Consider the following 26,502-nt stretch of genomic DNA (forward strand, 5'->3'; position numbering starts at 1 on the left):
AGCGGAGGATCGAGCGGTCGATCCCGTCGCTGCAGTGCGTCGGGAGGCGGTGCTCCTGCACGGTAGGTCGGGTCGGCGGATCGCGGAAACGTTCCGTCGCGCGGCCACAAAGGGCGGCGGGAGCGAGCGGGGGCGGGTTGTCGGAACCGGCCAGCGGGGCTGGGCGCGGGTCCGCCGGTGGTGGGGCTCGGATCTGCGGACCGTTCGTGCCTGGGAGGGCGGGTCTCGATACGCCCCTGCGGGGCTGCTCGACCAGCTTGGAAGCAGACATGCGCGCCGGAACATGCTGATCGAGTAGCCCGCGGAGCGGGCGTATCGAGATCCGGCGCCGTCGAGCGGCTGGTCTGCAGACCCGGTCTGCTGACGGCGTTGGGTCTCGATACGCCGCCTGCGGCGGCTACTCGACCAGCATGAGTCGGATCCGACCCTTGTCGATCGGCCGGCCCACGAGGGATGTGCTCCGCTCGTCTCCACCGCCGCCCTGGGGTGGCGGGAGGGGCGTGGCTAGGCTCGGGGCATGAGCGAGCCGCAGCTGCCTCCGCCCCCGCCGCCCCGTCGCGAGAGCCGGCCGGACTGGCGGCCGCCCACCTCGATGGAGTCGGTGCAGGCGCTGGAGTCGGCGCGGGCGGGTGCCGCCCCGACCCTCGATCGGTCGCGGCGCCCGGTGCGGGTGTGGGACCTCGTGCTGACGATGGTGCTGATCCTGTGCGCGCTCGGGGCGACGCTGCTGCTGTCCTACCTCGGCCTGTTCTTCGCGATGGCCAGCGACTCCTGCATGGGCGGGAACGACTGCGACACCGGCCTGATCGGCTGGGGCGTGCTCGTTGCCGCGGGCGGAGTGTGGGTCCCGTTCCTCGCGGCGATCGCCGTCTCGATCGTGCTGCTGGTGGTGCGGCGGATCGCGTTCTGGGTGCCGATCGCGGGGCTCGCGCTGTCGTTCGGCTGCACGCTGCTCGGCGGCTGGATGGCGACGGTCGGCTCGGGGAGCTGACCGGCCGGACTCAGGCCGAGCGCGGGCCCGGCGCCGACTCAGCCGCGCCGCGGGCTCAGGCCCACCGCGAGCTCAGCGCCGCCGCGGGCTCAGCTCCGCCTCGGGCTCAGCGCCGCGGCGGGCTCAGTAGGTGTCCCAGCCGGGGTCCTCGTCGGGCTCCTCCGGCGGGACCCAGTCGTCCTCCGGCGGGGCGGAGGAGACGGGCGGGCCGGAGCGCTCGCCGCCGAAGGACGGGCGGGCGCCGGACGACCGGCCGGCCGTCGACCGCGCCGCGGGCTGGCGGCGCGCCGGGGCCGGCTCCTGGTTCGCGTCGGGCTCGGCGATCTCGGGCGTCTCGCCTGCGACGACGGCGAGCACCGCCGCGCCGTAGGTGATCAGCTTCTTCTGGCCGACGCCGCCGATGACGCTGAGGGCGTCGATCGTGGTCGGCTCGACCGTGGCGATCTCGCGGAGCGTCGCGTCGTTGAAGACGACGTAGGCCGGGACCGACTGCGCACGGGCCTGAGCGACGCGCCACTCCCGGAGCCGCTCGAACAGGGGCTGCGCCTCGGCCGAGAGGTCGGAGACGGTGGAGCGGCCGGAGCGCGACGAGCCGCTCGAGCGTGCGGGGCGCTCGGGCTCCTGCCGGAGCTCGACCTTGCGCTCGCCGCTCAGCACCGAGGCCGACTCGGGAGTGAGCACGAGCGTGCCGAAGCCGTCGTCGTTCACGCCGAGCAGGCTCTGCGCGAGGAGCTGGCGAGCGACTCCGCGCCACTGGGTGTCGCTGAGGTCGACGCCGATCCCCCAGGTGGCGATCGAGTCGTGCTTGTGCTGGGTCGTCCGCGGGGTGGTCTTGCCGCGGAGGATGTCGATGATGTGGCCGGCGCCGAACTGCTGGTTGCGCTCGCGCTTGAGCCGGACCACCGTCGAGAGGAACTTCTGCGCGGCGACCGTGCCGTCCCACGAGGCGGGCGGCTCGAGGCAGGTGTCGCAGTTGCCGCAGGGGGTGCTCTCCTGGCCGAAGTAGGCGAGGAGGTTCATCCGGCGGCACTGCACCGTCTCGGAGAGGGCGAGCATCGCGTCGAGGTGCGCGGACATCCGCCGCCGGTGCGCGAGGTCGCCCGGGGACTCGTCGATCATCCGGCGCTGCTGGACGACGTCCTGCAGGCCGTAGGCGAGCCAGGCGGTGGAGGGCAGGCCGTCGCGGCCGGCGCGACCCGTCTCCTGGTAGTAGCCCTCGACCGACTTCGGCAGGTCGATGTGCGCCACGAAGCGGACGTCCGGCTTGTCGATGCCCATGCCGAAGGCGATGGTGGCGCAGACGATGACGCCCTCCTCGCGGAGGAAGCGCGACTGCGCGGCGGCCCGGACCCGGGCGTCGAGACCCGCGTGATACGCGACCGCGTCGAAGCCTGCGGCGCGCAGGGCCTCGGCCGTCGCCTCCACGCTCTTGCGGGAGAGCGCGTAGACGATGCCCGCGTCGTCGGCGTGCTCGCGCTTGAGGAAGTCGATCAGCTGCTTGCGCGGCTCGACCTTGTTGACGATGCGGTACTGGATGTTCGGGCGGTCGAAGCTGGAGATGAAATGGCGGGCCGCGCCGAGGTGCAGGCGGGTGGTGATCTCGCGGTGGGTCGCCTCGGTGGCGGTCGCCGTGAGGGCGATGCGCGGGACGTCGGGCCAGCGCTCGGCCAGCTCGCCGAGGGCGAGGTAGTCGGGACGGAAGTCGTGGCCCCACTGGCTCACGCAGTGCGCCTCGTCGATGGCGAACAGTGCGATGCGGCCGCGGGCGAGGAACTGCTTGGTGCCCTCGTTGCCGAGGCGCTCGGGGGCGACGTAGAGGAGGTCGAGCTCGCCGTCGAGGTAGGCGCGCTCGACGCGCTGGCGCTCGCCCATGTCCTGGGTGGAGTTGAGGAACTCGGCGCGGACGCCGTTCGCGCGCAGGGCGTCGACCTGGTCCTGCATCAGGGCGATCAGCGGCGAGACGACGACGCCGGTGCCCGGCCGGACGATCGAGGGGATCTGGTAGCAGAGCGACTTGCCGCCGCCCGTGGGCATCAGCACGACCGCATCGCCGCCGCCGATGACCTGCTCGACGATGGCCTGCTGCTCGCCGCGGAACGAGCCGTAGCCGAAGACCCGCTCGAGGATCTCCTGGGCCGCGGCGGAGGAGCCGGCCGGGGCGTCCGCGGTGGGGCGCTCGGCGGTCGAGAGGGCGGTCGCGGTCGGCTCAGTCACCCGTGGAACTCTACCCGCCGCCTCCGACGCGGCCCCGGGCGAGCGGCGTTCTGGGGAGGGTCGCGGCAGGTGCGGGGCTGGGGAGGAGGGGCGGGTGCGGTGGAGTGGCGGCGGCCGGAGTGCCTCCGGCTCGCGGGACGATCCCCGGCTCGCCGGAATCCGCCGATCTCACGAGCCGAAGGTGGAATCGCGAGCCGGCCGTGCGGGGAAAGCCCCTCCGGCTCGCGGAATCACCTCGGGCACGCAGAAACCGACCGAATCCACGAGCCGGAGCCGGAACCACGAGCCAGACATCAACGGCAGGTTCCTCGGCTCGCGGAGACATCCCTGGCACGCGGAATCCAGCCGGATCCACGAGCCGGAGCCGGGATCACGAGCCGGAGATGCAGCCGACGGACCTCCGGCGCGCGGGAACACCTCGGGCACGCAGAAACCGGTCGATTCCGCGAGCCGGAAGCGGAATCACGAGCCGGAGGCGGGTGGAGGAGAGACGGGCCGACGTGAAGGCGGCGGTGTCAGAGGTCGGTGATGGTCTTGGTGTCGCCGTCCCAGAAGCGGATGCTCGCGAGGCCGACGGGGAAGGGCTCGCCGAGGAGCGGGACGGCCTGGGCGAGCTGCTCGGCGCGGAGGCGGCGGGAGACGCTGATGTGCGGGGTCCAGGACTCGGGCAGCGAGGTGGGCACGGCGCCGGGCATCAGCTCGGTCGCGCGGGCGTGCAGGGCGTCGAAGGCGGGCGAGCGGACGGCTCCCCAGGCGAGCACGAAGCGGTCGGCGTGCGGGAACAGCAGCACGGCGCCGAGCTCAACGGTCGCCGGGAGCTCGCCGAGCGCGCCGGGCGGCGGCGGGGTCAGCTCGGGGCCGGCGAGGAGGGTGAGGTGCGGGCGGTTGCTGGCGGAGGTGTGCAGCGCGAGGCTCGGGATGCCGGCCGCCTCGAGCGCCTCCCACTGGCCGCGGATCCGGGCCTCCGACTCCGGGTCGAGGAGGACTTCGAGGCTGCGCATGCCCCCATCCTGCCGCGCCGACCGGGCCGCTCTCGGCCCCTCGCCCGGTCCGCGCCCGCGCGACCCTCCAGAAGTTGCGGTAGTCGACGCCGAGTACCGCAACTACCGCGTACTCGACGCGTCCCCGCGGTCCCGGGCGCCCGCCGGGCTTCGCGACCCTCCGGAAGTTGCGGTAGTCGGCGGCGAGTACCGCAACTTTCGAGTACTCCACCGACTCGCAGCGCGCGGGCCTCGGGAGGTCGGCGAGTGCGCAGAAGTCGTCGTACTGGGCGCGCGAGTACGACAGCTTCTGGAGGGCGGGAGGGCCGCGGCCGTCCGTCCGTGCCCGCGGACGCGCGACCCTCCAGAAGTTGCGGTAGTCGACGGCGAGTACCGCAACTTTCGCGTACTCCACCGACTCGCAGCGCGCGGGCCTCGGAAGGTCGGCGGGTGCTCGGAAGTCGTCGTACTGGGCGCGCGAGTACGACGACTTCCGGAGGGCGAGAGGGTCGGGGCGGTCCGTCCGTCCCCGCAGCCGCGCGACTCTCCAGAAGTTGCGGTAGTCGGCGCCGAGTACCGCAACTACTGCGTACTCGACGCGTCCCCGCGGTCCCGGGCGCCCGCCGGGCTTCGCGAACCTCCAGAAGTTGCGGTAGTCGGGCGCGACTACCGCAACTTTTGGAGAGTGGGGAGAGGGGTGCGGGTGGGGGGACGGGGTGTGGGGACGGGGTGGGCGGCGGCAGGGCGCGCGGGTCAGCCGATCGTCACCAGGGCGGAGAGCAGCTCCGGGGCGCGGCGGTCGAGGATGCGGCCGCCGACGCGGACGCCGACCAGGGCGAGCACCGTGCCGACCACTAGGGCGGCGGCGAGCGCGCCGAGACCGAAGCCGAGGCTGCCGCCGACCAGCGAGATCGTGCCGAGGATCAGCGAGGGCAGCGACAGCACCACAGTCGCGCCCATGCTGCCGAGCATCACGACGCTCGAGATCATCCCGGAGCCGGGCGGGGTCTTCAGCGGGCTGTCGCCGGGGGCCGGCACGGGGTAGACGACGAGCGCGGACGCGACGCTCGAGACGCCGAAGCCGCTGAGCACCAGGGCGAGCGACATCCCGAGGACCGCGGGGATCGACTCCGGCCGACCCGCGTAGAGGCAGGTGCCGACGGTGACGATCAGCACGGCCGGCACGCCGATGAGGCCGGCGGCGATGACGCGGCCGGCGCGGTCGGCCGAGCCGGCGACTCCGGAGCTGACGTGCGCGGCCCAGGCGGTGCCGTCGTAGGAGACGTCGGCGCAGAGGGTCACGCCGAAGATCAGCGCGATGAAGAGGGAGGAGAGGACGACCAGCGTCGAGCCGCCGCCCTGCAGCGCGCTGTAGAAGACGGCCAGCACGACGACCGCGGGGATCACCAGCAGTCCGCGGCTGTAGCGCGGGTCGCGCCACCAGTAGCCGAGGGCGCGCGCGGCGATCGCTCCGGTCGGGGTGCCGGGGAAGCGGCCGAGGAGGCCGATGCCCTGCGCGCCCGAGGCGGCCTGGGAGGAGGACGCGGCCGGCTCGGCCAGCGCGTGCCGCAGCGCCCGGGCCCAGAGCCAGACGACGGCGGCGAGCGTGGCGACGCCGATCGCGAAGCGGCCGAGGGCGACCGCCCACTCGCCCGCGACGATCGCGCCGGGGACGCCCCAGATCGCGCCGAGCGGCGACCAGCCGAGGGCGGAGGCGACGACGGGGAGCGTGTCGAGGCCGTCGCTGATCACGTTCGTCAGTCCGATGAACAGCGGCCCGAGCAGGATCACGACGACCAGGACGACGCCGCCGATCACCTCGCGGTAGCGGCGGCTCGAGCCGAGGCCCGTGGTCAGGGCGCCGATGAGGCGCGAGGCGACCACGCAGGTGGCGACGCCGATGACCGCCGAGACGAGGCCGGGCAGGATGCCGACGGGGTTGCTCCACCAGGCCGCCGCGGAGACGAGCGCGCCCAGCGAGGTGACGATCCCGGGGAAGCCCGCGAGGCCCGCGGCGGCGAGGCCGAGCATCAGCGTCCGGAGCGGGATCGGGAAGGTCGCCAGGGTCGGCAGGTCCAGGCTCTGGTCCGAGCCGGAGACGAAGATCGGGCCGAGCACCCAGCCCAGCAGCAGCGCCGAGCCGCCGAGGATCAGGGCGACGTTCGCGAACGCCGGGTCGGAGGCGCCGAGCGCGATCAGCCCGACGACCACCAGGCCGAGCACGCCGACCGCGTAGAGCCCGCCGAAGATCACGCCGATCAGCTGCCAGACGTTGCGGGTGAGCGTGTTGCGCAGCAGCAGCAGGCGCAGCCTCAGGAGATGCGCAACCATGCCGGGCCCTCCTGGTGGGTGCGGCCGCCGACGAGGTCGACGAAGCGCTCCTCGAGGCTGGAGCCGGCGCGGACCTCCTCGAGCGTTCCGGCGGCGAGGACCCGGCCGTCGGCGATGACGGCGACGCGGTCGCACATCCGCTCGACGAGGTCCATGGAGTGGCTGGAGACGATGACGGTGCCGCCGGAGGCGACGTAGCCGGTCAGGATGTCGCGGATGTTCGCGGCCGAGACGGGGTCGACGGACTCGAAGGGCTCGTCGAGGACCAGCAGGCGCGGGGCGCGGACCAGGGCGCAGGCGAGCGCGATCTTCTTGGTCATGCCGGCGGAGTAGTCGACGACGAGGGTGCGGTCGGCGGGGTCGAGGCCGAGCAGGGCGAGCAGGTCGTCGGCGCGCTCGAGGACGGTCGGGCGGTCGATGCCGCAGAGCAGGCCGTAGTAGGTGATCAGCTGCAGGCCGGTGAGGCGGTCGAAGAGCTTGACGCCGTCGGCGAGCACGCCGATCAGCCGCTTGGCCTCGAGGGTGTCCTGCCAGACGTCGACGTCGTGGATGGTGACGGTGCCCGCGTCGGGGCGGAGCAGGGCGGTCGCCATCGAGAGGGTGGTCGTCTTGCCGGCGCCGTTGGGGCCGACGAGGCCGAAGAAGGAGCCGGCCGGCACGTCGAGGTCGATGCCGGCGACGGCCTCCTTGTCGCCGAAGCGCTTGCGGAGGCCGCGGATGCGGAGGGCGATCTCGTCCTGGCGGCCGGTGGCGTCCGGGGCGGCCCAGGCGGGGGCGGGGGTCGCGGTGGCCGGGGTCGCGGTGCTCGGGCTCGCGACGGCCACGGTCGGGTCGTGCCGATCGACGCCGTCCTGCGGGGAGTCGGTCGCGTGCTGCGGGGTGCCGGTCGGCGTCGTGCCGTTCGTCCCGTCCATGGGAGTCCCTTCGGTGCATGTGTCCTCGGGGCCGCGGTGGGCGGCCGCTCCTCCACGGTAGCGAGGGGCGGGCCGCGCGGCATCAGTCGCGGGGAGGAGCGGGCGGGCAGCCGGGCGGATGACCCCGGGCTCGTCGAAGCACGCTCGGCTCGCTCGAGCGGGCGTATTCCGCGAGCCGGAAGTGGAACCGCGAGCCGGAGGTCAGGGCTCGGCACCTCCGGCTCGTCGATTCGACTCCGGCTCGCGGAGATCGACGAGTTCTGCGTGCCCGGGATCGACTTGCGAGCCGGAGGTGGCTCGCGGGACCTCCGGCTCGTCGATTCGACTCCGGCTCGCGGAAACTGGCTGAATCCGCGAGCCGGGAGTGGAACCGCGAGCCGGAGGTCAGGGCTCGGCACCTCCGGCTCGTCGATTCGACTCCGGCTCGCGGGAATCGGCGGATTCGGCGAGCCGGAGGTGGGATGGCGAGCCGGAGGTGGGGCGGGCCGCGCGGAGGAGGGGCGGAGGGGGCGTGTCTAGGCTGAGCCGCATGCCCACGCTCCTTCTCGTCCGTCACGGGCGCACCACGGCCAACACCGCCGGGATCCTCGCCGGACGCACCGCCGGGGTCCGGCTCGACGACGTCGGACGCACGCAGGCCGCGCGCACCGGGGAGCGGCTCGCCGCGGTCCCGCTCGCCGCGGTCGTGTCGAGTCCGCTCGAGCGGTGCCGGCAGACGGCGCGGTACCTGCTCGAGCGGCAGGACGGCTCGCCCGCGACGCCGATCGAGAAGGGGATCACGGAGTGCGACTACGGCGAGTGGCAGGGGCGCTCGCTCCGGGACCTCGCGAAGGAGCCGATGTGGTCGGTGGTGCAGAACCAGCCGTCGGCGGCGGTGTTCCCGGGGGGTGAGGGGCTCGCGGGGATGCAGGCGCGCTCGGTCGCCGCGATCCGGCGGCACGACGCGGCGGTCGCGGCGGAGCACGGGGCGAACGCGGTGTGGGCGGCGGTCAGCCACGGCGACATCATCAAGGCGGTGCTGGCCGACGCGCTCGGCATGCACCTCGATCTCTTCCAGCGGCTGTCGGTCGGGCCGGCGTCGGTGTCGATCATCCGCTACGGCGCCGGGCGGCCGGACGTGATCGCGATGAACACGGAGGCCGGCGACCTGGGCTGGCTGCGGGCGCCGGCGCCGGCGGAGGCCGAGGCGCCGGTCGGCGGCGGGGCGGGGCACGAGTAGCGGCGCACAACATCAGCTGAGGCGGGTGGGCCTCGGCTGTGGGGGGAGGGACACCACTCTCAGCTGATGGTGGGCGGGGTGGATCTCGATACGCCCACTGCGTGGGCTACTCGATCAGCATGCAGGTGCCACTGCGAAGGCTGCTCGAGCAGCAATGGCATGAGCGGCGCAGGCACATGCTGGTCGAGTAGGCGCGGAGCGGCGTATCGAGACCGAACGCCGGCGGACGTGGATCTCGATACGCCCACTGCGTGGGCTACTCGATCAGCATGGGGCACCCACTGCGTGGGCTACTCGATCAGCATGGGGGGCCCACTGCGTGGGCTACTCGATCAGCATGGGGGGCCCACTGCGTGGGCTACTCGATCAGCATGGGGGGCCCGCTGCGCGGGCTGCTCGATCAGTGCGAAGGGGCGGCGCCCGCAAGGGCGTCTCCTTCGCGTGCAGGGGTGGGTCAGGCGGGCGCTCGTAGACTGGGGGCATGCCCATCGTGCACGGATTCGACTGGCCGGACCGCGTGGTCGTGGGGACGATCGGCTCCCCCGGCTCCCGCTCCTTCTACCTGCAGGCCCGGACCGGGCCGCGCGTCGTCAGCGTCGGGCTGGAGAAGCAGCAGTCGGCGCTGCTCGCGGAGAAGATCGACGAGATCCTCGACCAGCTGATGTCGGCGGAGGGCAACCCGGCGAGCGTGCCGCCCGGCACGCCTCCCGAGCTCGTCGACAACGAGCCGCTCGACCAGCCGGTCGCGGCCGAGTTCCGCGTCGGCAGCCTCAGCCTCGGCTGGGACCCGTCGACGGCGCAGGTCGTCATCGAGGCCTACCCGGTGGTCGAGGGCGACGACGAGGACGACCTCAGCATCGACGACTCCCCCACGCTGCCCGACGAGATGCTGCAGGTGCGCATTCCCGTCGGCACCGCTCGTGCTTTCGCCAAGCGCACGCTCGAGATCGTCGGCGCCGGCCGCCCGCTCTGCCCGCGCTGCGGCGAGCCGATGGACCCCGACGGGCACGACTGCCCGCTGACATGACCGACGCGTCCGAGCCGTCCGCCGAGCACGAGCAGCAGAGCGCCGAGCAGCCGGCCATCGAGCTGCCCGCCGACTCCGAGCTGCAGAGCGGCGAGCTGGAGCTGACCGGCCGGATCACGGTCGCCTCGAACGCGACGTTCCTCGGCAGCATCGGCGGCACCTCCGTCGTCTACAAGCCGGTCGCCGGGGAGAAGCCGCTCTGGGACTTCCCGGACGGGCAGCTCGCGGGCCGCGAGGTCTCGGCCTACCTCGCCTCCGAGGCGCTGGGCTGGAACGTCGTGCCGCGCACCTGGCTCCGCGAGGGACCGCTGGGCATCGGCATGGTGCAGCTCTGGCAGGACATCGATCCGGAGCAGGACGCCGTCGACCTGGTGCCGGCCGACGCGGTGCCCGAGGGCTGGCGGCACGTCCTCGACGGCAGCGACGCCGAGGACCGCGACATCTCGCTCGTGCACGAGGACTCGGCGGCGCTGCGGCGGATGGCCGTCTTCGACGTCGTGGTCAACAACGCGGACCGCAAGGGCGGTCACGTGCTCGAGATGCCGGGCGGCCACCGCTACGGCGTCGACCACGGGCTGACCTTCCACGTGGAGCACAAGCTGCGGACGGTGCTCTGGGGCTGGGTCGGCGAACCGCTGACCGGCGACGAGCTCGCGGCGCTGCAGCGGCTGCGCTCGGCGATCGACGGGCCGCTCGGCGCGGCGCTGTCCGAGCTGCTGCTGGACGAGGAGATCGCGACGTTCGCGAAGCGCTGCGACCGGCTCCGCTCCTCCGGTCGCTTCCCGGCACCGCGCGGCAGCATGCCCGCCGTGCCGTGGCCGCTGTTCTAGCCGCGGACGGCGATCCGGGCGCCCGGGAGCACCGGGCGACCGGACACCCGACCCGCTAGAAGCCCCAGCCGCGGCCGAACAGCTCGTCGCCGGGCGGGCGTCCGCCTGGAGCCGCCCCGCGCGCACCGAGGTACGACGACACGACGGCCGCACCGAGGTCGTCCGCGTCGGGGTTCACGACCGAGCCGCCGACGCGCCGCGCCAGCGAGTCGATGAAGCGGGCGAGCCCCGGGTCGTCGCCGAGCCGGAAGAACGTGGTGTGCGCGCCGAGGCGGGTGGAGGCGTCGAGCTCGCGAACGGAGACGGCGACGGTCACCGGGTCCGGCGGGTAGTCGAAGTGGATCTGCCCGTCCGGCTCGAGGTGCGCGGTCGGCTCGCCGTCGGTGACGATCAGCAGCACCGGCTGCGCACTCGGGTGCTTGCGGAAGTGCCGGTTGGCGAGCAGCAGGGCGTGGTGCAGGTTCGTGCCCTTCTCCCACTCCGCGTCGAGGCCGACGAGCTGCTCGACGTCCATCACCTCGGCCTGGCGGCCGAACGCGATCAGCTGCAGCTCGTCGCCGCGGAACCGGCTCGAGATCAGGGTGTGCAGGGCGAGCGCGGTGCGCTTCATCGGCACCCAGCGGCCGTCCATCGCCATCGAGAACGACGTGTCGACGAGGAGGGCGACGCAGGCCTGGGTCCGCGCCTCCGTCTCCTGCACCTCGACGTCGCCGATCTCGATCCGGACGCCGGAGCCGGTCTCCCGGCCGTCGCCCGCGGTCCTGGTCAGCGCGTTGGTGAGGGTGCGGGTGACGTCCCAGGCCTCGGTGTCGCCGAACTCCCACTGCCGGGTCGCGCCGGAGCGCTCGCCCGCCGCGCCCGCCCGGCGCACGTCGCGCGCGCCCTGCCGGCCGGAGATCGTGTCCGCGATGTCGCGCAGCAGCGCCTTGCCGAGCTGGCGCATGGCCTTGGGAGTGAGGGTGAGCGCGCCGTCCGAGCCGCGGCGCAGGGTCCCGGAGTCGCGCAGCGCCTTCTCGAGGCGCTTGAGGGTCTGCGCGTCGACCGCCGCGTCGTCGCCGAGGCGGCGGGCCAGCAGGTCGAGGTCGAGGTCGTCGAGGTTCGAGCGCTCGTGCGGCTGCGCGAGCTGGTCGGCGAGCGCGTCGAGGTCGGCGAGCTCCTGGAAGACGCCGGTGCCGTCGCCGAGGCCGAGGCCCTGCTCGCCGTCCATCCGCTCGGAGCCGCCCCAGTCCTCGCCGGGCCGCAGGCCCCGCAGGGTCTCGTCCAGCTGACCGAGCGACTGCATCAGCTCCGGCGTGCCGAAGGCCTGCTGGGCGAGGGCGTCGAGCTCGTCGCGCTGCTGCTGGGTCATCGAGTTGCGCATCCGCTGAGCCGCGGCGGCGCGGGCGGCCAGGGCGTCGATCAGCTCATCGACGGTCTCGGGCCGCTCGGGGAAGTACTCGCCGTGCTGCGCCATGAAGGCGTCGAACTGCTCGGGGGTGTCCTCGCCGCGGGCGTGCGCCTCGAGGAGCTGGTTGAGGTCGCGGAGCATCGCGTCGATCGCCGCGCGGTCCTCGTCGCTCGCGTTCTGCAGGGCCTGCTTCATGCCCTCGAAGCGCTGCTCGAGCATCTCGGCGCCGAGCAGCTCCTTGATCTTCTCGAAGTCGGCGCGGGCCTCCGGGCTCTGCCAGCGGTAGTCCGAGAGCTCGGACACTGCGGCGGCGGGCGAGGGCGGCAGGCTGTCGAGCTGGATCTCGGCGAGGGCGCGGTCGCCGTCGTCCATCTGCGTGTCGCGGGCGAGCTGCTTGCGCTCCGCCAGGACGGCGCGGTCGAGCAGCTCGCGGACCTCGCGGAGGGTGCCGTCGAGGCCGTGCTTCTGGGTCAGCTCGCGCCTGCGCTCGGCGACCCGGGCGGCGAGGTCGTCGAGACCCTGGCCGTCGCGGCCGCCGCGGCGGAGGAACTCGCGCATGGCGCGCTCGGGCGAGGTGCCGGCCATGACGTCCTCGCCGATGGCGTCGAGCGCCTCGGCCAGGTCGACGGGCGGGGCGAGCGGATCGGGACCGCCGTCGTAGCGGGAGTAGCGGGCGTCGCGCCCGAGCCGGCGGTTGCCCCTAGGCACGGGAGCGCCCTCCGGGCACCGGGCGTCCGGCGGGCAGCGGCCCTCCGATGACCAGCGGCTCAGCCATAGACGGCCTCGCCCCCGCCCGTCTCCTTGCTGAGCTTGCGCGAGAGGTAGAGGCCCTCGAGGGCGAGCTCGACGGCGCCCGCACGGCGGCCGGCGCCGACGGCCTCGAGGCGGTCGGCGATGTCGTCGTAGAGGGTCGACTCGCCGAGGACGGGCAGGGCCGCGAGGAACTCCTCGGCCGTCACCTGCTCGCCAGTGGTGATCATCGCGCCGTTCTCGACGGCGGTGACGAGCGGGGTGAGGTCCAGCCCGCGGAGGTGCGCGCGGACCGTCTCGGCGGTGGCCTGGCGGAGGAGGTGGTCGAGGATCTCGTCCTCGCGGCCCTCCTCGCCCGACTCGAACTCGATCTTGCCGCCGAGGACGTCGACCGCGGTCTCGAGGTCGATCGGGCGGGCGACCGCCTCCTCCTCACCGCGCCGGGTGGCCCGGTGCAGCGCGGCGGCGGCGATGGTCTCGGCGCCGGCGATGGCGAAGCGGGCGCTGACGCCGCTGCGCTGGTCGACCGAGGACGACTCGCGCAGGGCCCGGGTGAAGCGGGCGAGGATCTCGATCAGCGCGTCCGGGACGGTGGCGACGAGGTCGGCCTCCTGGCGGATCACGGCGACCTCGTCGACGAGCGCGGTCGGGTAGTGGGTGCGGATCTCGGCGCCGAAGCGGTCCTTCAGCGGGGTGATGATCCGGCCGCGGTTCGTGTAGTCCTCGGGGTTGGCGCTGGCGACGACGAGGACGTCGAGCGGGAGCCGCAGGACGTAGCCGCGGATCTGGATGTCGCGCTCCTCCATCACGTTGAGCATCGCGACCTGGATGCGCTCGGCGAGGTCGGGCAGCTCGTTGATCGCGACGATGCCGCGGTGGCTGCGCGGGATGAGGCCGAAGTGGATGGTCTCCGGGTCGCCGAGGCTGCGGCCCTCGGCCACCTTCATCGGGTCGACGTCGCCGATGAGGTCGGCGACGCTCGTGTCCGGCGTGGCCAGCTTCTCGACGTAGCGCTCCTCGCGGCTGCGCCAGGCGACGGGCAGCTCGTCGCCGAGCTCGTCCGCCCGGCGCCTGCTGATCGAGGTGATCGGCTCGTAGGGGTGCTCGCCGAGCTCGGAGCCCTCGATGACGGGGGTCCACTCGTCGAGCAGGCCGTTGAGCGTGCGGAGGAGGCGGGTCTTGCCCTGGCCGCGCTCGCCGAGGAGCACGATGTCGTGTCCGGCGATCACCGCCCGCTCGACCTGGGGGATGACGGTGTCCTGGAAGCCGTGCAGGCCGGGCCAGGGGTCGCGGCCCTCGCGGAGGGCGTCGAGGAGGTTGTCGCGGATCTCGGTGCGGAGGGTCTTCTGCGCGTGCCCGGAGGCGCGCAGCTGGCCGAGGGTGCTGATCTGGGGGCGCATCACCTCTGCAACGCTACGCCGCGGGTCCGACATGCGGTGGGGGTGCGCGGGATTCGCCGGGGTGCTGGCGGTGGCGGCGGATCGGGGCGATCATGCGGCCACCGTCCGGCGGAGCGCGGGTCTCGATACGCCCCTTCGGGGCCACTCGACCAGCATGAAAGTGAGAGTTCTCGAAGGTTGAGCGGGCAGCCTGGGGGGATGACCGGTCCCGTCCTCCGCTCGGCCCTCGTCGGCGCGACGCTCGCGCTCGGCCTGGGGCTCGCCTCCTGCAGCACGACTCCGGCCGCTCCCGGCCCCGATGCGCGCGAGCTCGTCGGCGCGAGCAGCGTCGCGGAGGGGCTCGAGGCGCCGTGGTCGGTCGTGTTCGTCGACGACGGCACGGCGCTCGTCAGCGAGCGCGACAGCGGACGGGTGCTCGAGCTCGCGGCGGACGGCAGCACCCGCGAGGTGGGCGTCGTCGACGGCGTGGTCGCCGAAGGCGAGAGCGGGCTGCTCGGGCTCGCCGTCGACGGCCGGACCCTGTTCGCCTACTCGACCGCGGCCGACGGCAACCGGATCCAGCGGTTCGCGCTCGAGGGCGAGGCCGGTGCGTACGCGCTCAGCGAGCCGGAGACGATCCTCGACGGCGTCCCGGCGGCGCGCACCCACGACGGCGGACGGATCGCGATCGGCCCCGACGGCATGCTCTACGCGACCGTCGGCGACGCCGGGCGGCGCGAGGCGGCGCAGGACCTGGGTGAGCTCTCGGGCAAGATCCTCCGGATGACGCTCGACGGCGCCGTGCCCGACGACAACCCCTACCCGGGATCGCTGGTCTGGAGCAGCGGGCACCGCAATCCGCAGGGCCTCGCCTGGTCGGAGGACGGCACGCTCTTCGCGAGCGAGTTCGGGCAGGACACCTGGGACGAGCTGAACGTGATCGAGCCGGGCGCGAACTACGGCTGGCCCGAGGTCGAGGGGATCGCCGACGAGGACGGCTTCGTCGATCCGGTGCAGCAGTGGGAGCCCGGCGCGGCCAGCCCGAGCGGGATGACCGAGCTGGACGGCGTGCTCTACTTGGCGAACCTGCGCGGCGAGGTGCTGCGCGCGGTGCCGGTCGCGGATCCGTCGGCCTCGACCGACTACGCCGTGGGCGAGTACGGACGGCTGCGGGACGCGGTCGCGGCGCCGGACGGTTCCTTGTGGTTCGTGACGAGCAACACGGACGGGCGCGGGTCGCCGGGGGCGGACGACGACCGCATCATCGGCGTCGCTCCGCCGGCCTCCGACTGACAGGGCGCACGAAGAAGGCCGAGCGGCCGGATCTCGACGATTCCGGCCGCTCGGCCTCATTCGTGCAGGACGCGCTCGGGCGTCCTACTTGATCGAGCCGCGCATCACGCCGCTGACGACCCAGCGCTGGGCGAAGAGGTAGACGATCAGCAGCGGGGCCATCGCCATCAGGTACGAGGCGAAGGCGACGGTGTAGTTGGTGTTGAACTGCCCCTGGAAGACGTACTCCGCGAGCGGCAGCGTGCGGGCCGACGGGTCGGAGAGCACCACCAGCGGCAGGATGAAGTCGTTCCAGGCCCAGACGCAGGTGAGGATGCCGACGGTGGCGTTCATCGGTCCGAGCAGCGGGAAGATGATCTGCCAGTAGGTGCGCCAGGTCGAGGCGCCGTCGGTGCGGGCCGCCTCCTCGAGCTCGATCGGGATCGAGCGGATGAAGGCCGTGTAGATGAAGGTGTTGATCGAGAGGCCGAAGACGGCGTAGAGCAGGATCAGCCCGACCTGGTTGTCGAGGCCCAGCAGTGCCGTCTCCTTCACCACCGGCAGCATGATGATCGGGAACGGCACGAAGACCGCGGCGAGCAGATAGAAGTAGACGCCCTTGAAGAACGGCTTGTCGAGATTGCGGGCCACCGCGTAGGCGACCATCGAGTTCGAGAAGAGCGTCAGCGCGACCGCCCCCACCGTGATCAGCGCGGTGTTGACGAAGGCCTGCGGGAAGCGGGTCGCCTGCCAGGCCGTGGCGAAGTTCTCCCAGGAGATCGAGGTCGGCAGCTCGAAGCCGGTGCCGCCGAGCTGGTCCGGGGTCTTCAGCGCCGTGACGACGGCGAAGTAGAGCGGCAGCAGGATCGTCAGCGAGCAGACCGCGATGAGCGCGGTGGCCCACCAGTTGATCCGGTAGGAGTCGCGGGAGGGGCGGCGCGGGCGCTTGCCGTCCTGCGGCTCGCCGAGGGCGATGGCGGTGGTGGGGGTGATGGTCGCGGTCATCAGAAGGACGCCTCTCTGCGGCTGAGGACTCGGAACTGGATCAGCGAGACCACGATGATGATGAGGAAGTAGAGGACGGCGTTGGCCGTCTGATAGGCGTACTCGCCGCCCTGGAAGCCGCCGCGGTAGATCAGCAGCGTGATCGACTCGGTGGAGGTGCCCGGCCCGCCGTTGGTGAGGGCGACGATGTGGTCGAAGACCTGGAGGAAGTTCTTCATCGACAGGACCATGTTGATCGTGAAGAAGGAGGCGATCAGCGGGAAGGTGATCGAGGTGAACTGCCGCCAGGGCGTCGCTCCGTCGAGCGAGGTCGCCTCGTAGAGCTCCCCCGGAATGGTCTGCAGGCCGGCGAGGTAGATGATGATCGAGAAGGCCGACGCCTGCCAGACCGCCAGGATCACGATCGCGACCCAGGCCCAGTCGGCGTTGGCGAGGATGTTCTCGCCGAGCACCGGGATCGCTCCGACGATCTGCGGGAGCGAGTTCGCGAAGAGGTACTGGAAGACGTAGCCGATGACCAGGGTCGAGAGCACGTAGGGGATGAAGTAGATCCCGCGGAAGGCCGTCTGGAACTTGATCTTCGCGTTCAGGGCGATGGCGATCCCGAGCGAGATCACATTGACCAGGATCGTCGCCACGATCGCGAAGCCGAAGGTGAAGCCGTAGGCCTTCCAGACCCGGTCGTCCTGGAGCAGGGCCAGGTAGTTGGAGAAGCCGATCAGGTCCCACGAGCCGTAGCCGGCGTAGTTCGTGAAGCTGAAGAAGATGCCGGTGAGGACCGGCACGGTGTGCAGGACGAAGAAGAGCAGGACGGCGGGGACCGTCATCCAGTAGAAGGTCTTCGAGGTGCGGCCGAGGGTCCGCTTGCGCGGGGCGACCGGAGGCGTGGTGGCCGGCGTCTGGGGCGCCGCCGTGGTGGTCGTGGTCATGTCCTGCTCACTTCCGGGTCGTGCGTGCCGCGACCTTGCGCCACTCACTGTCGAGGGTGCGGAGCGCGGCGTCCGCGTCTCCACTGGCGAGGAACGCCTGGAGGGTGGGGTTGAGCGGGATGCTCGCGGGGATCTGGTGGTCGACGAAGCCGATCAGGCGGCCCTGCTCGAAGTAGGGCTGCAGCTCGGCGAGCGTCGGGTCGCTGTTGGGGGCGGCGCCGACGAGCGGGGAGAACGCGGCCTGGCTCTGCACGTAGGGCTCGACCACGGCGGGGTCGAGCAGGAAGGCGACGAAGCGGCGGGCGGCCTCCAGCTTCGGGGTGCCGCGGCCGATCGCTACGGCGACGTCGACTCCGGAGGTGACCTGCGTGTCGGCGGGGTCGTCGAGCACGGGGTAGGGGAAGACGCCGAGGTCGATGTCGGGGTTGTTGGTGCGGACCGGGTTGATCGCCCAGATGCCCTGCGGGTACATCGCGGCCTCGCCGGCCGCGAAGGCCTGGTTGCCGTCGTCGTAGCCGCGGCCGAAGGAGCCCTCCTGGGTGTAGGAGAAGAGCTGCCCGAGGCGCTCCATCGCCAGCGCGTAATCCTTGGAGAACGAGACGGGCGAGTCGGGGCCGAGGTCGGCTCCCTCGGCGCGCATCGCGTCGAAGAAGCCCTCCGGCTGCAGCTGGCCGGCCAGGGCGTTGAAGGCCGGGGCGCCGGTCCAGTTGTCGAGCAGCGCGCCGTAGAACGGGGTGACGCCCGCGGCGACGAGGGTGTCGCAGACGGCGACCAGCTCGTCCCAGGTGGTCGGCACCTCGATGCCGTTGTCGGCGAAGATCGTGCGGTTGTAGAGGATGCCGTCGGCGTTGTTGGCGAACGCGAGGGCGTTGATCTCCTCGCCGTTGAAGCTGCCGAGGGCGTCGATGATCTCGAGCGCCGCCGGATTCACCCGCTCGACGAGCTCGTCGCCGGTGAAGTCGTGGAAGACGCCGGCCTTGGCGAGATCGGCGTAGTAGCCGGAGCCGTTGAGGGTGAGGACGTCGGGGATCTTGTCCTTCACGAGCAGCGTGCGCAGGGCGGTGTCCGGGTCGGGGACGTTGTTGGCGATCACGCGGATGTCGGGGTTGGCGGCCTCGAACTGCGCGATGATCCGGGCGAAGTCCTCGACGGCCTCGGCCTTGAACTGGAAGAAGTCGAGCGTGGTGACGCCGCTCTCCGCGCCGGGCGAGGCGCAGGAGGCGAGGGCGGCGATCGAGGCGGCGGACGCGGCGGCCGAGAGGAAGAGGCGCCGGGACAGGGCGCCGGGCGGGGGGACGTGGCGAGGGGTCATGGGTGGGGCGCCTCCTTGCGCGGGGGGGGTGAGGGACTGCAGGACGGTGGATCTCGATACGCCCGCGGAGCGGGCTACTCGATCAGCAAGAGGGGGGCCGCGGAGCGGGCTGCTCGATCAGCAAGAAAGCGGGTGCGGCCCGAGGAAAAAAGCGGGTGCGGCCCGCGGAGCGGCACCCTCTTGCTGGTCGAGTAGCCGCGGAGCGGCGTATCGAGACCGCGCGCCTGCAGGACGGTGGATCTCGATACGCCCGCGGAGCGGGCTACTCGATCAGCAAGAGGGGTGCGGACCGCGGAGCGGGTCGCAGGATCGGCGAAGGCGGCCCGCGGAGCGGGCTGCTCGATCAGCAAGGAGCGGAACGGGCCGCTCGAGCGGCGGGGCTACTCGACGGCGGTGGCGGTCAGGACGACGAGGGACTCCGGGTTCAGGACGGGGGTCTGCAGGCCGACCGTCGCGAGGACGCGGCCGGTGAGGACGGTGTCGTGGAGGGTCCAGTCGAGGGGCGACTGGCCGGGCCCGCCGAGCGGTGCGGACACCGGGGCGAGTCGGACGGCGTAGGCGGTGTCGGGATCGAGTCCCGGGAGGGTGAGCCGCCCGGGCGGGTAGCTCTCCCCCGTGCGGAGCTGGGCGAGGACGAAGAGGGCGGACGCGCGGTCGGCGGCGACGACTCCGGAGAGCGAGGCCGCGTCGTCGGCGAGGTCGGCGCGGACGACGGTGCCGCTGTGCAGCAGGTCGCGGTGCTCGCGGTGGAAGGCGACCCAGCGGGTCAGCTCCTCCTCCACGGCGGGCTCGAGGGCCGAGACGTCCCACTCGATGCCGAGGTGGCCGGTCAGCGCGGTGCCGGCGCGGAACGCGAGCGAGTGCGTGCGCTGGGTGGAGTGCGCCTGCGGCGGTCCGATGTGCTGCCCCATCAGCTCGGGCGGGACGACCAGCTGGGTGTACGGCTGGATGGTCTGCCGCTCGAGCGGGTCGTTGCAGTCGCTGGTCCAGATGCGGTCGGTGCGGGCGAGGATCCCGAGGTCGACGCGGGAGCCGCCGGACGCGCAGGACTCGATCTCGAGGCCGGGGTGCCGGGCGCGGAGCTCGTCGAGCAGCCGGTAGAGCGCGAGGACGTTCTCGTGCACGGCCGCGCGGCCGGTGGCGGGCGAGACCGCCTCGATCAGGTCGCGGTTGTGGTCCCACTTGAGGTACGCGATCGGGTACTCCGTCACCAGCGCGTCGAGCGCGGCGAGCACGTGCTCGTACGCGCCGCGCTGGGAGAGGTCGAGGACCTGCTGCTGGCGCGCCGAGTGCGGGAGGTGCCCGGCCGGGCCGAGGATCCACTCCGGGTGCGCGCGGGCGAGCTCGGAGTCGGGGCTGATCATCTCGGGCTCGACCCAGAGCCCGAACTGCATCCCCAGGCCGGTGACCGCCTCGATGATCGGCGAGAGGCCGCGCGGCCAGACGTCCGGGTCGACGGTCCAGTCGCCGAGGCTGGTCGTGTCGTCGCGCCGGCCGAGGAACCAGCCGTCGTCGAGCACGAACCGCTCCACCCCGATCCGCGCGGCGCTCTCGGCGAGCGCCGTGAGGCCGGCGAGGTCGTGGTCGAAGTAGACGGCCTCCCAGGTGTTGAGGGTGACGGGCCGCGGAGTGACGGGGTGCTGCGCGCGGGCCCGGAGCGACGCGTGGAACCGGGCCTGCAGGGCGCTCAGCCCGTCGCCCCAGGAGCCGTAGGCGATCGGCGTCTCGTAGCTCTCGCCCTGCGCGAGCTCGATCTCGGCCGGCCGGAGCAGCTCGCCGGTCGCGACCAGCGAGACGCCCTCGACGGTGCGCTCGGCGCGGATCGCGGCGTTGCCGCTCCAGCCGAGGTGCACGCCGTGCACGAGCCCGCGCTCCCAGCCGAAGCCCGGAGTGCCGACGGCGAGGAGGAGCGTCGCGTCGGCGCCGGGACGCCCGCGGCGCGTGCTGCGGGTGTGCTCGCCGATGGTGAGCGGGCGGCGCTGGGGGTGGCGCTCGCGGAGGTGGTGGCCGGTGGTGTCCAGGATCTCGCGGGCGGTCGCGGGGAGGGGGAAGCCGAGGTCGAGGCGCTCGAGGCGGAAGGGGCGCTCGTCGAGGTTCTCGACGCGGGCGCGCTGGGTGAGCAGTCCGGCGCCGTCGACCTCGACGTCGATCGTGACGCGCAGGCGGGCGCCGACGGCGACGACGCGGAGGGCGGCGCCGAGGCTCTCGAGGCTCTCGACGACGAAGCGCTCGCTCGCGGTCTCGCGCTCGTGCGTGCCCTCGAGGGTCGGCGCGTGCTGCCAGCCGTCCGCCTCGACGGCGACGAGGCCGAACGGGGCCGGGGCGTCGAGGCCGCCGGAGACGCGCTGCGGCACGGCGGCCGCGGCGAGCGCCGATAGTTCAGCGGCGGAAAGATGGCCGAGGTCGGCGCCCCAGTGCACGATCGCCGGGAAGGCGGCGGTGCGGGCGTCGACGACCACGCTCGTTCCTCCGCTGCGGAGGTGGAGGACGCGGTCGGCGGCGGATCCGAGGGACTCGGGGGTGCTCGTCAATGCGGTGCTGCGCTGCATGCGTTAGTTCTACGGCAGAAGTAATAGGGCTGTCAAGAGGACGGATGTGGTCGATGGGACCCGTTCGCGGGATGCCGGTCGAGTAGCTTCGTGTCGGAACGGAAAGAAGGGCGGCAGCATGGCGATGACGGACACCGTCGCGGCGGAGGACGGTGCCGGCACCTCGGCGGAGCTCCTGGCCCGCGAAGTGCTCATCCACGGGCCGATCTCGCGCGCGGACCTCGGCCGGCGGCTCGGCCTCTCCCCCGCCAGCCTCACCCGGCTCACCCGCCCCTTCCTCGAGAGCGGCCTCTTCGTGGAGGGCGCCGAGCAGAGCGCGGGGGTCGGCCGGCCGGCCCGCCCGCTCGACATCCGCCCGGAGGCGCTGCGCTTCGCGGGCGTCAAGATCACCGGCACCGAGGTGCTCGCCGTCCGCACCGATCTGCGGGCGCAGACCGAGCGCGGGCTGGTCCGGACGCTGCCGGGGACCTCGCCGCAGGAGGTGATCGCCGCGGTCGTCGCCGTGGTCGAGGAGCTGGGCGGGGCCTCCGCCTTCGCCGGGCTGGGCGTGACGATCGGCGGCAGCGTGGACGCGGCGGGGCGGGTGCGGCGCGCGCCGTTCCTCCGCTGGCGCGACGTCGACCTCGCCGGGCCGCTGTCGGCGGAGCTCGGGCTGCCGGTGGCGCTGGAGAACGACGTGGTCGCACTCACCGCGGCCGAGCACTGGTTCGGGCGCGGGCGCGGGCTCTCGCACTTCGCGGTCCTGACGATGGGCGCGGGCGTCGGCTACGGACTCGTGGTGCACGACCGCGTCGTCGCGCCGCCGGCCGCGGGCCTCGGGCTCGGCGGCCACTTCCCGCTCGACCCGGGCGGGCCGGTCTGCGAGGCGGGGCACCGCGGCTGCTCGACGGCGATGCTGACGCTGCCGTCGCTGACGCGGCAGCTCTACGTGGCGACCGGGCGCGAGCTGACGCTGGCCGAGGGCTTCGCGCTGGCGCGCGAGGGCGACGAGGCCGCCGCGCGGATCCTCGAGGACTCGGCCCGGGCGCTCGGCACGATGATCTCGGCGATCGCGAACCTGGCGATGGTCGACACGGTGATCCTGGCCGGCGAGGGCGTGGCGCTCTACTCGGAGCAGTCTGCGCTGGTGGACGCGGCGATCGCGGCCGTCCGCGATCCGGACGCCGACGCGCCCACCCTGCTGGTCGATGACGGCGGCCTGATCGAGTGGGCCCGCGGCGCGGCGGCGACGGCCATCCAGCGCCTGCTCCCCCGCATCGCCGGCCCGGTGCAGTAGCGCGCGAGACTTCCCGCTCCGGTCGAGGCGTCCCGGTGCTGCGGGACGCCTCGACGGTTCGAGGACGCCTCGGCGGGCGCGTCAGGCGCCGGGGGTCAGCAGGCCGCTCTCGTAGGCGGCGATCACGAGCTGGGCGCGGTCGTGGGCCGAGAGCTTGGACATGATGCGGTTGACGTGGGTCTTGGCGGTGTGCGGGGAGATGACGAGGTCGTCCGCGATCTCCTGGTTGGAGCGGCCGCGCGCGACGAGCAGGAGGACCTCGCGCTCGCGGTCGGTGAGCTGGGCGAACTCCGGCGGCTCGACGAGCGGCGGCGAGGCCTGGGGCGCGAGGACGTAGCGGGTGATCAGGCTGCGGGTCGCGGCGGGCGAGAGCAGGCTGTCGCCGGCGTGCACGGCGCGGACGGCGGCGGCGATCTCCTCCGGCTCGGCGCCCTTGCCGAGGAAGCCGCCGGCGCCCGCGCGCAGGGCGGCGATCAGGTACTCGTCCTCCTCGAAGGTCGTGAGGATCAGGACCTTCGTCGCCGTGAGCTCCGGGTCGGCGCAGATCAGGGCGGTGGCGCCGATGCCGTCGAGCTCGGGCATGCGGATGTCCATCAGGACGACGTCGGGGCGCAGGCGGGTCGCCAGTTCGACCGCCTCGCGGCCGGTGCGCGCCTCGCCGACGACCTCGATGCCGCTCTCGCTGCTCAGGATGTCGGTGACGGCCTGGCGGATCAGGGGCTGGTCGTCGACGACGAGGACGGTGGTCATCGCGGGTCCTCCTCCGGGGTCGTCATCGGCGCGGTCGGGTATGCCGGCGATCGTGACGCCGACGGCCCGACCGCGGACTGCGGCAGCGGCAGCGACGCCGCCACCCGGTAGCCGCCCGGTGTCGCTCCCGTCACCACCGTGCCGCGGACGGAGGCCACGCGCTCCCGGAGTCCGAGCAGTCCGTGCCCGCTGCCGCGCTCGGGGTCCGGACCCGCGACGGCCGCGACCGGGTTCGCCACGACGATCTCGACGCGGTCGTCCGCCACCGCGACGAGGACGTGCGCGCGGTGCTCGGCGCCGTGCTTGTGGGCGTTGGTGAGCCCCTCCTGGACCACGCGGTACGCGACGAGATCGACCGCCCCCTGGACGCGCTCGAGCGCGCCCTCGGTGCGGACGGTGACCTGCAGGCCGTCCTCGCCGAAGCGGCGGACGAGCTCGTCGAGCCGGTCGAGACCGGGCTGCGGGGCCGTCCCGGCCGCCTCGTCGGTGCGGAGGACCTCGAGGAGGTCGCCGATCTCGCCGAGCACCGACCGGGCCGCACTGCGGATCGTGCTCAGCGCCTCGCGCGCCTTCTCGGGCCGGGAGTCGAGCGCCGAGCTCGCCACCCCGGCGTTGAGGCTGATCACCGAGATCTGATGCGCGACGGCGTCGTGCAGATCGCGGGCGATGCGCAGCCGCTCCTCGCTGACGCGGCGCCGCGCCTCCGACTCCCGGGTCTGCTCCGCCCGCTCCGCCCGCTCCGTCACCGCGACGATGTACTCCCGGCGCGAGCGCGTGGCGTCGCCGGCGGCCGCGGCGAAGAGGACCGTGACGGCGTACTGCACGGCCCGGGCGTCGAGCGGGCTCACCGCCGCGCCGACGACGCTCAGGAGCACCACCGCGACCACCGTGACCCCGGTCACGACGAGACCGACCCGGCGGGAGCTGCGGTTCGTCACCGCGAACATCGCGATCGCCGTCGCGAGGACGACCCCCGGCGCGAGCAGGCCGAGGACCGCCGCGGCGGCGGACAGCACGACGATCGCCGCGAGCACCGGGATCGGCCGGCGCCGCCGCAGCGGCAGCAGGACCGCCGGCGCGAGCACGATCGCGAACTCGAGCAGACCCGAGGGCCGCTGAGCGGACCCCTGGAACGGAGCGAACGCCGCGGCGACGAGGATCGCGGCCGCGAGGGCGTCGCCGAGCCACGACCGCAGCCGCGGGTGGGCCTGCATCCGCGGCGTCATCCCCACATCCTGGCGGAGTGCGCGCGCGGCGGCGTCACCCCGCCGCGGTGCTCCGCCTACCGCGACCGCGGTACGGCGGGGACACCCTGCGAGGGACGCGCGATCGGGCGGCGCCGCCCAGGCTGGAGGGGCCGCCCCGGAACCCGCCGGGCGGCGGAGGGAGTCCCATGAGCACGCCCATCATCTCGGTGAGAGACGTCCGCAGGTCGTACGGCCGAGGCCAGAACCGCTTCGAGGCGCTGAAGGGCGTGAGCTTCGACATCCAGGAGGGCGAGAGCGTCGCCATCGTCGGCAAGAGCGGCTCGGGCAAGTCGACCCTGATGCACCTGCTCGCGCTGCTCGACGCCCCCAGCACCGGCGTGGTCGAGCTCGAGGGAGTGGACACCGGCACGCTCAAGGGGCGCCGGCTCGACGTCACCCGCAACCGCACCTTCGGCTTCGTGTTCCAGCAGTTCTTCCTCACGCCGAACGCGTCGGTGCTCGACAACGTGGTGCTGCCGATGAAGATCGCCGGGATCGGCCGGGCGGAGCGCAAGCGGCGCGGCCTCGCCGCGCTGGCCCAGCTCGAGCTCGACGACAAGGCCGGCAGCAGGGCCGTCGACCTCTCCGGCGGGCAGAAGCAGCGGACGGTCATCGCCCGCGCGCTCGTCAACAACCCGCGCATCCTGTTCGCGGACGAGCCGACCGGCAACCTGGACACGACGACCGGCGGGGTGGTCGAGGACATCCTCTTCGCGCTCAACCGCGAGAACGGCATCACCCTGATCGTGGTCACCCACGACGAGGAGCTGGCCGCGCGCTGCGACCGGCGCCTGATGATCCGCGACGGCCTGCTGGTCGAGGACTCCGCGGCGGTGGCCGCATGAAGGCCGTCGACCTGATCGGGACCGCGATCGCCAACACCTTCCGCTCCCGGACGCGCACGCTCCTGACGATCCTCGCGATCTTCGTCGGCGCGTTCACCCTGACCCTCACCAACGGGCTCGGCACCGGCATCAACGCCTACATCGACGACACGGTCGACGGGGTCGGCGCGTCGGACGTGATGACCGTGTCGAAGACCTCCGAGTCGGCGACGGGCCTCGGCTCCGGGCCGGTCGAGTACGACCCCGACGCGGTCGCGAGCGGGGCGGCGGGGCCTCCCGGGCAGACCGTCGTCGCGCTGACCCCGGCCGACCTCGAGACGCTCGCCGGAGTCGAGGGCGTGCTCGACGTGCAGGCGGTGAAGTCGATCTCGGCCGACTACGTGGCGGCGGGCGACGGCGCGAAGTACGTGATCGGGATCGGGAGCCTCGTGGAGGGGCAGACCGTCCAGCTCGCCGCGGGGGCCGGCCTCGACGACGCGTCGACGCAGCTCCAGGCGGTGCTGCCGGTGTCCTACGTCGAGCCGCTCGGCTTCGCGGACGACGCGGCGGCCGTCGGGACGACGCTGTCGATCGGCGTCACCGACGCACAGCGGACGCCGCACGTGGTCGAGGCGACGATCGTCGGCGTCGCGGAGGAGAGCATCGCGGGAGCGGGCGGGGGCCTCGTCACGAACGACGCGCTCACCGACGCGCTGTTCACGACCCAGAGCATCGGCGTGCCGGCGGATCAGGTCGACCGCTTCGCCCAGGCGAGCGTGCGCTTCGACGCGGCGGCGGACGACGAGCAGGTCACCGCGCTCAAGGACCGCCTCGCGGACGCCGGCTACACCGGCACCACGGTCGCGGACCAGCTGGGCACGATCAAGGCCGTCGTCGACGGGATCGTGCTGGTGCTCAACGCCTTCGCGGTGATCGCGCTGCTGGCGGCGAGCTTCGGCATCGTCAACACGCTGCTGATGAGCGTGCAGGAGCGGACCCGCGAGATCGGTCTGATGAAGGCGATGGGCATGGGCAGCGGACGCGTGTTCGCGCTCTTCAGCATCGAGGCGGCCTTCATCGGCTTCCTCGGCAGCGCGATCGGCGCGCTGCTGGCGGTGGTGGCCGGGACCGGGCTGAGCGGGGTGCTCTCGGGCTCGCTGCTCTCGGACCTGCCGGGGCTGACCCTGATCGCGTTCGACCCGGTGTCGATCCTGACGGTGGTGCTCGTGGTGATGGTGATCGCGTTCGTGGCGGGGACGCTGCCGGCCGCGCGGGCGGCACGGGCGGATCCGGTGCAGTCGCTGCGGTACGAGTAG

The 26,502-nt window shown here is 73.1% G+C and carries 20 protein-coding genes; 8 read left to right on the forward strand and 12 right to left on the reverse strand.

Annotation, left to right across the window (positions count from 1 at the left end; all coding sequences use genetic code 11):
• Positions 1-517: 517 nt before the first annotated feature.
• Positions 518-991 carry a DUF6264 family protein gene (locus C1I64_RS13735; RefSeq protein ID WP_127887570.1) on the forward strand — a complete coding sequence of 158 codons (474 nt, stop codon included), beginning with the start codon at positions 518-520 and terminating at the stop codon, positions 989-991.
• A 123-nt stretch (positions 992-1,114) separates the two neighbouring features.
• Here C1I64_RS13735 and recQ read toward each other — a convergent pair whose 3' ends face one another.
• From recQ to C1I64_RS13755, 4 genes are all read right to left on the reverse strand, one after another.
• Positions 1,115-3,364, reverse strand: a complete 2,250-nt coding sequence (gene recQ / locus C1I64_RS13740) for a DNA helicase RecQ (protein WP_425272936.1) — start codon at positions 3,362-3,364, stop codon at positions 1,115-1,117.
• A gap of 356 nt (positions 3,365-3,720) precedes the next feature.
• A complete protein-coding gene (locus C1I64_RS13745; RefSeq protein ID WP_127887572.1) occupies positions 3,721-4,206 on the reverse strand; it encodes a 2'-5' RNA ligase family protein in 486 nt (161 codons plus the stop codon).
• Positions 4,207-4,938: 732 nt separating this feature from the next.
• The gene (locus tag C1I64_RS13750) at positions 4,939-6,516 is read right to left on the reverse strand and encodes a transporter (RefSeq protein ID WP_127887573.1); all 1,578 of its coding nucleotides are present in this window, start codon (positions 6,514-6,516) and stop codon (positions 4,939-4,941) included.
• Positions 6,498-7,430, reverse strand: coding sequence for an ABC transporter ATP-binding protein (locus C1I64_RS13755; RefSeq protein WP_127887574.1), 933 nt, complete (start codon positions 7,428-7,430; stop codon positions 6,498-6,500). Before C1I64_RS13755 ends, C1I64_RS13750 begins: the two co-directional genes overlap by 19 nt.
• A gap of 529 nt (positions 7,431-7,959) precedes the next feature.
• Here C1I64_RS13755 and C1I64_RS13760 point away from each other — a divergent pair.
• The 3 genes from C1I64_RS13760 (at position 7,960) to C1I64_RS13770 (ending at position 10,506) form a co-directional block, all read left to right on the forward strand.
• Positions 7,960-8,649 (forward strand): histidine phosphatase family protein, encoded by a 690-nt coding sequence (locus C1I64_RS13760; RefSeq protein ID WP_127887575.1) that lies wholly within the window; start codon positions 7,960-7,962, stop codon positions 8,647-8,649.
• 481 nt (positions 8,650-9,130) lie between these two features.
• A complete protein-coding gene (locus tag C1I64_RS13765; RefSeq protein WP_123732666.1) occupies positions 9,131-9,676 on the forward strand; it encodes a DUF3090 domain-containing protein in 546 nt (181 codons plus the stop codon).
• Between the two features lie 62 nt (positions 9,677-9,738).
• Complete coding sequence (locus C1I64_RS13770) at positions 9,739-10,506, forward strand: SCO1664 family protein (RefSeq protein ID WP_208645191.1); 768 nt, start codon at positions 9,739-9,741, stop codon at positions 10,504-10,506.
• 55 nt (positions 10,507-10,561) lie between these two features.
• On the opposite strand, the gene C1I64_RS13775 is transcribed toward C1I64_RS13770, so the two are convergent.
• Together C1I64_RS13775 and C1I64_RS13780 are read right to left on the reverse strand one after the other, a co-directional pair.
• Entirely contained in the window at positions 10,562-12,601 is a 2,040-nt protein-coding gene (locus tag C1I64_RS13775) for a vWA domain-containing protein (protein WP_127887577.1), read from the reverse strand.
• Between the two features lie 59 nt (positions 12,602-12,660).
• Positions 12,661-14,043 carry a magnesium chelatase ATPase subunit I gene (locus C1I64_RS13780; protein WP_123705554.1) on the reverse strand — a complete coding sequence of 461 codons (1,383 nt, stop codon included), beginning with the start codon at positions 14,041-14,043 and terminating at the stop codon, positions 12,661-12,663.
• Between the two features lie 198 nt (positions 14,044-14,241).
• Here C1I64_RS13780 and C1I64_RS13785 point away from each other — a divergent pair, with 198 nt between their 5' ends.
• A complete protein-coding gene (locus C1I64_RS13785) occupies positions 14,242-15,315 on the forward strand; it encodes a PQQ-dependent sugar dehydrogenase (protein ID WP_127887578.1) in 1,074 nt (357 codons plus the stop codon).
• 84 nt (positions 15,316-15,399) lie between these two features.
• Here the strand turns inward: C1I64_RS13785 and C1I64_RS13790 are convergent, their stop codons facing one another.
• The 4 genes from C1I64_RS13790 to C1I64_RS13805 all read right to left on the reverse strand — a co-directional run bounded on the left by C1I64_RS13790 (position 15,400) and on the right by C1I64_RS13805 (position 21,089).
• Positions 15,400-16,299 carry a carbohydrate ABC transporter permease gene (locus C1I64_RS13790; RefSeq protein ID WP_127887579.1) on the reverse strand — a complete coding sequence of 300 codons (900 nt, stop codon included), beginning with the start codon at positions 16,297-16,299 and terminating at the stop codon, positions 15,400-15,402.
• Positions 16,299-17,228, reverse strand: coding sequence for a carbohydrate ABC transporter permease (locus tag C1I64_RS13795; protein ID WP_127887580.1), 930 nt, complete (start codon positions 17,226-17,228; stop codon positions 16,299-16,301). The genes C1I64_RS13790 and C1I64_RS13795 overlap by 1 nt, the downstream gene beginning before the upstream one ends.
• A 7-nt stretch (positions 17,229-17,235) precedes the next feature.
• Entirely contained in the window at positions 17,236-18,540 is a 1,305-nt protein-coding gene (locus C1I64_RS13800) for an ABC transporter substrate-binding protein (protein ID WP_127887581.1), read from the reverse strand.
• Between the two features lie 380 nt (positions 18,541-18,920).
• A complete protein-coding gene (locus C1I64_RS13805; RefSeq protein ID WP_127887582.1) occupies positions 18,921-21,089 on the reverse strand; it encodes an alpha-galactosidase in 2,169 nt (722 codons plus the stop codon).
• Between the two features lie 118 nt (positions 21,090-21,207).
• Here C1I64_RS13805 and C1I64_RS13810 point away from each other — a divergent pair, with 118 nt between their 5' ends.
• A complete protein-coding gene (locus tag C1I64_RS13810; protein WP_244209484.1) occupies positions 21,208-22,365 on the forward strand; it encodes an ROK family transcriptional regulator in 1,158 nt (385 codons plus the stop codon).
• A gap of 81 nt (positions 22,366-22,446) precedes the next feature.
• Here the strand turns inward: C1I64_RS13810 and C1I64_RS13815 are convergent, their stop codons facing one another.
• Together C1I64_RS13815 and C1I64_RS13820 are read right to left on the reverse strand one after the other, a co-directional pair.
• Positions 22,447-23,115: a response regulator transcription factor gene (locus tag C1I64_RS13815; RefSeq protein WP_127887583.1), complete on the reverse strand. Its 669-nt coding sequence runs from the start codon at positions 23,113-23,115 to the stop codon at positions 22,447-22,449.
• On the reverse strand, positions 23,112-24,341 hold the full coding sequence (locus C1I64_RS13820) for a sensor histidine kinase (RefSeq protein WP_127887584.1): 1,230 nt from the start codon (positions 24,339-24,341) through the stop codon (positions 23,112-23,114). Before C1I64_RS13820 ends, C1I64_RS13815 begins: the two co-directional genes overlap by 4 nt.
• Positions 24,342-24,508: 167 nt before the next feature.
• Between C1I64_RS13820 and C1I64_RS13825 the strand changes: the two genes are divergently transcribed.
• Together C1I64_RS13825 and C1I64_RS13830 are read left to right on the forward strand one after the other, a co-directional pair.
• The gene (locus C1I64_RS13825; RefSeq protein ID WP_127887585.1) at positions 24,509-25,207 is read left to right on the forward strand and encodes an ABC transporter ATP-binding protein; all 699 of its coding nucleotides are present in this window, start codon (positions 24,509-24,511) and stop codon (positions 25,205-25,207) included.
• A complete protein-coding gene (locus C1I64_RS13830) occupies positions 25,204-26,502 on the forward strand; it encodes an ABC transporter permease (RefSeq protein WP_127887586.1) in 1,299 nt (432 codons plus the stop codon). Before C1I64_RS13825 ends, C1I64_RS13830 begins: the two co-directional genes overlap by 4 nt.

It is taken from the genome of Rathayibacter festucae DSM 15932 (assembly GCF_004011135.1).
Lineage (GTDB): Bacteria > Actinomycetota > Actinomycetes > Actinomycetales > Microbacteriaceae > Rathayibacter > Rathayibacter festucae.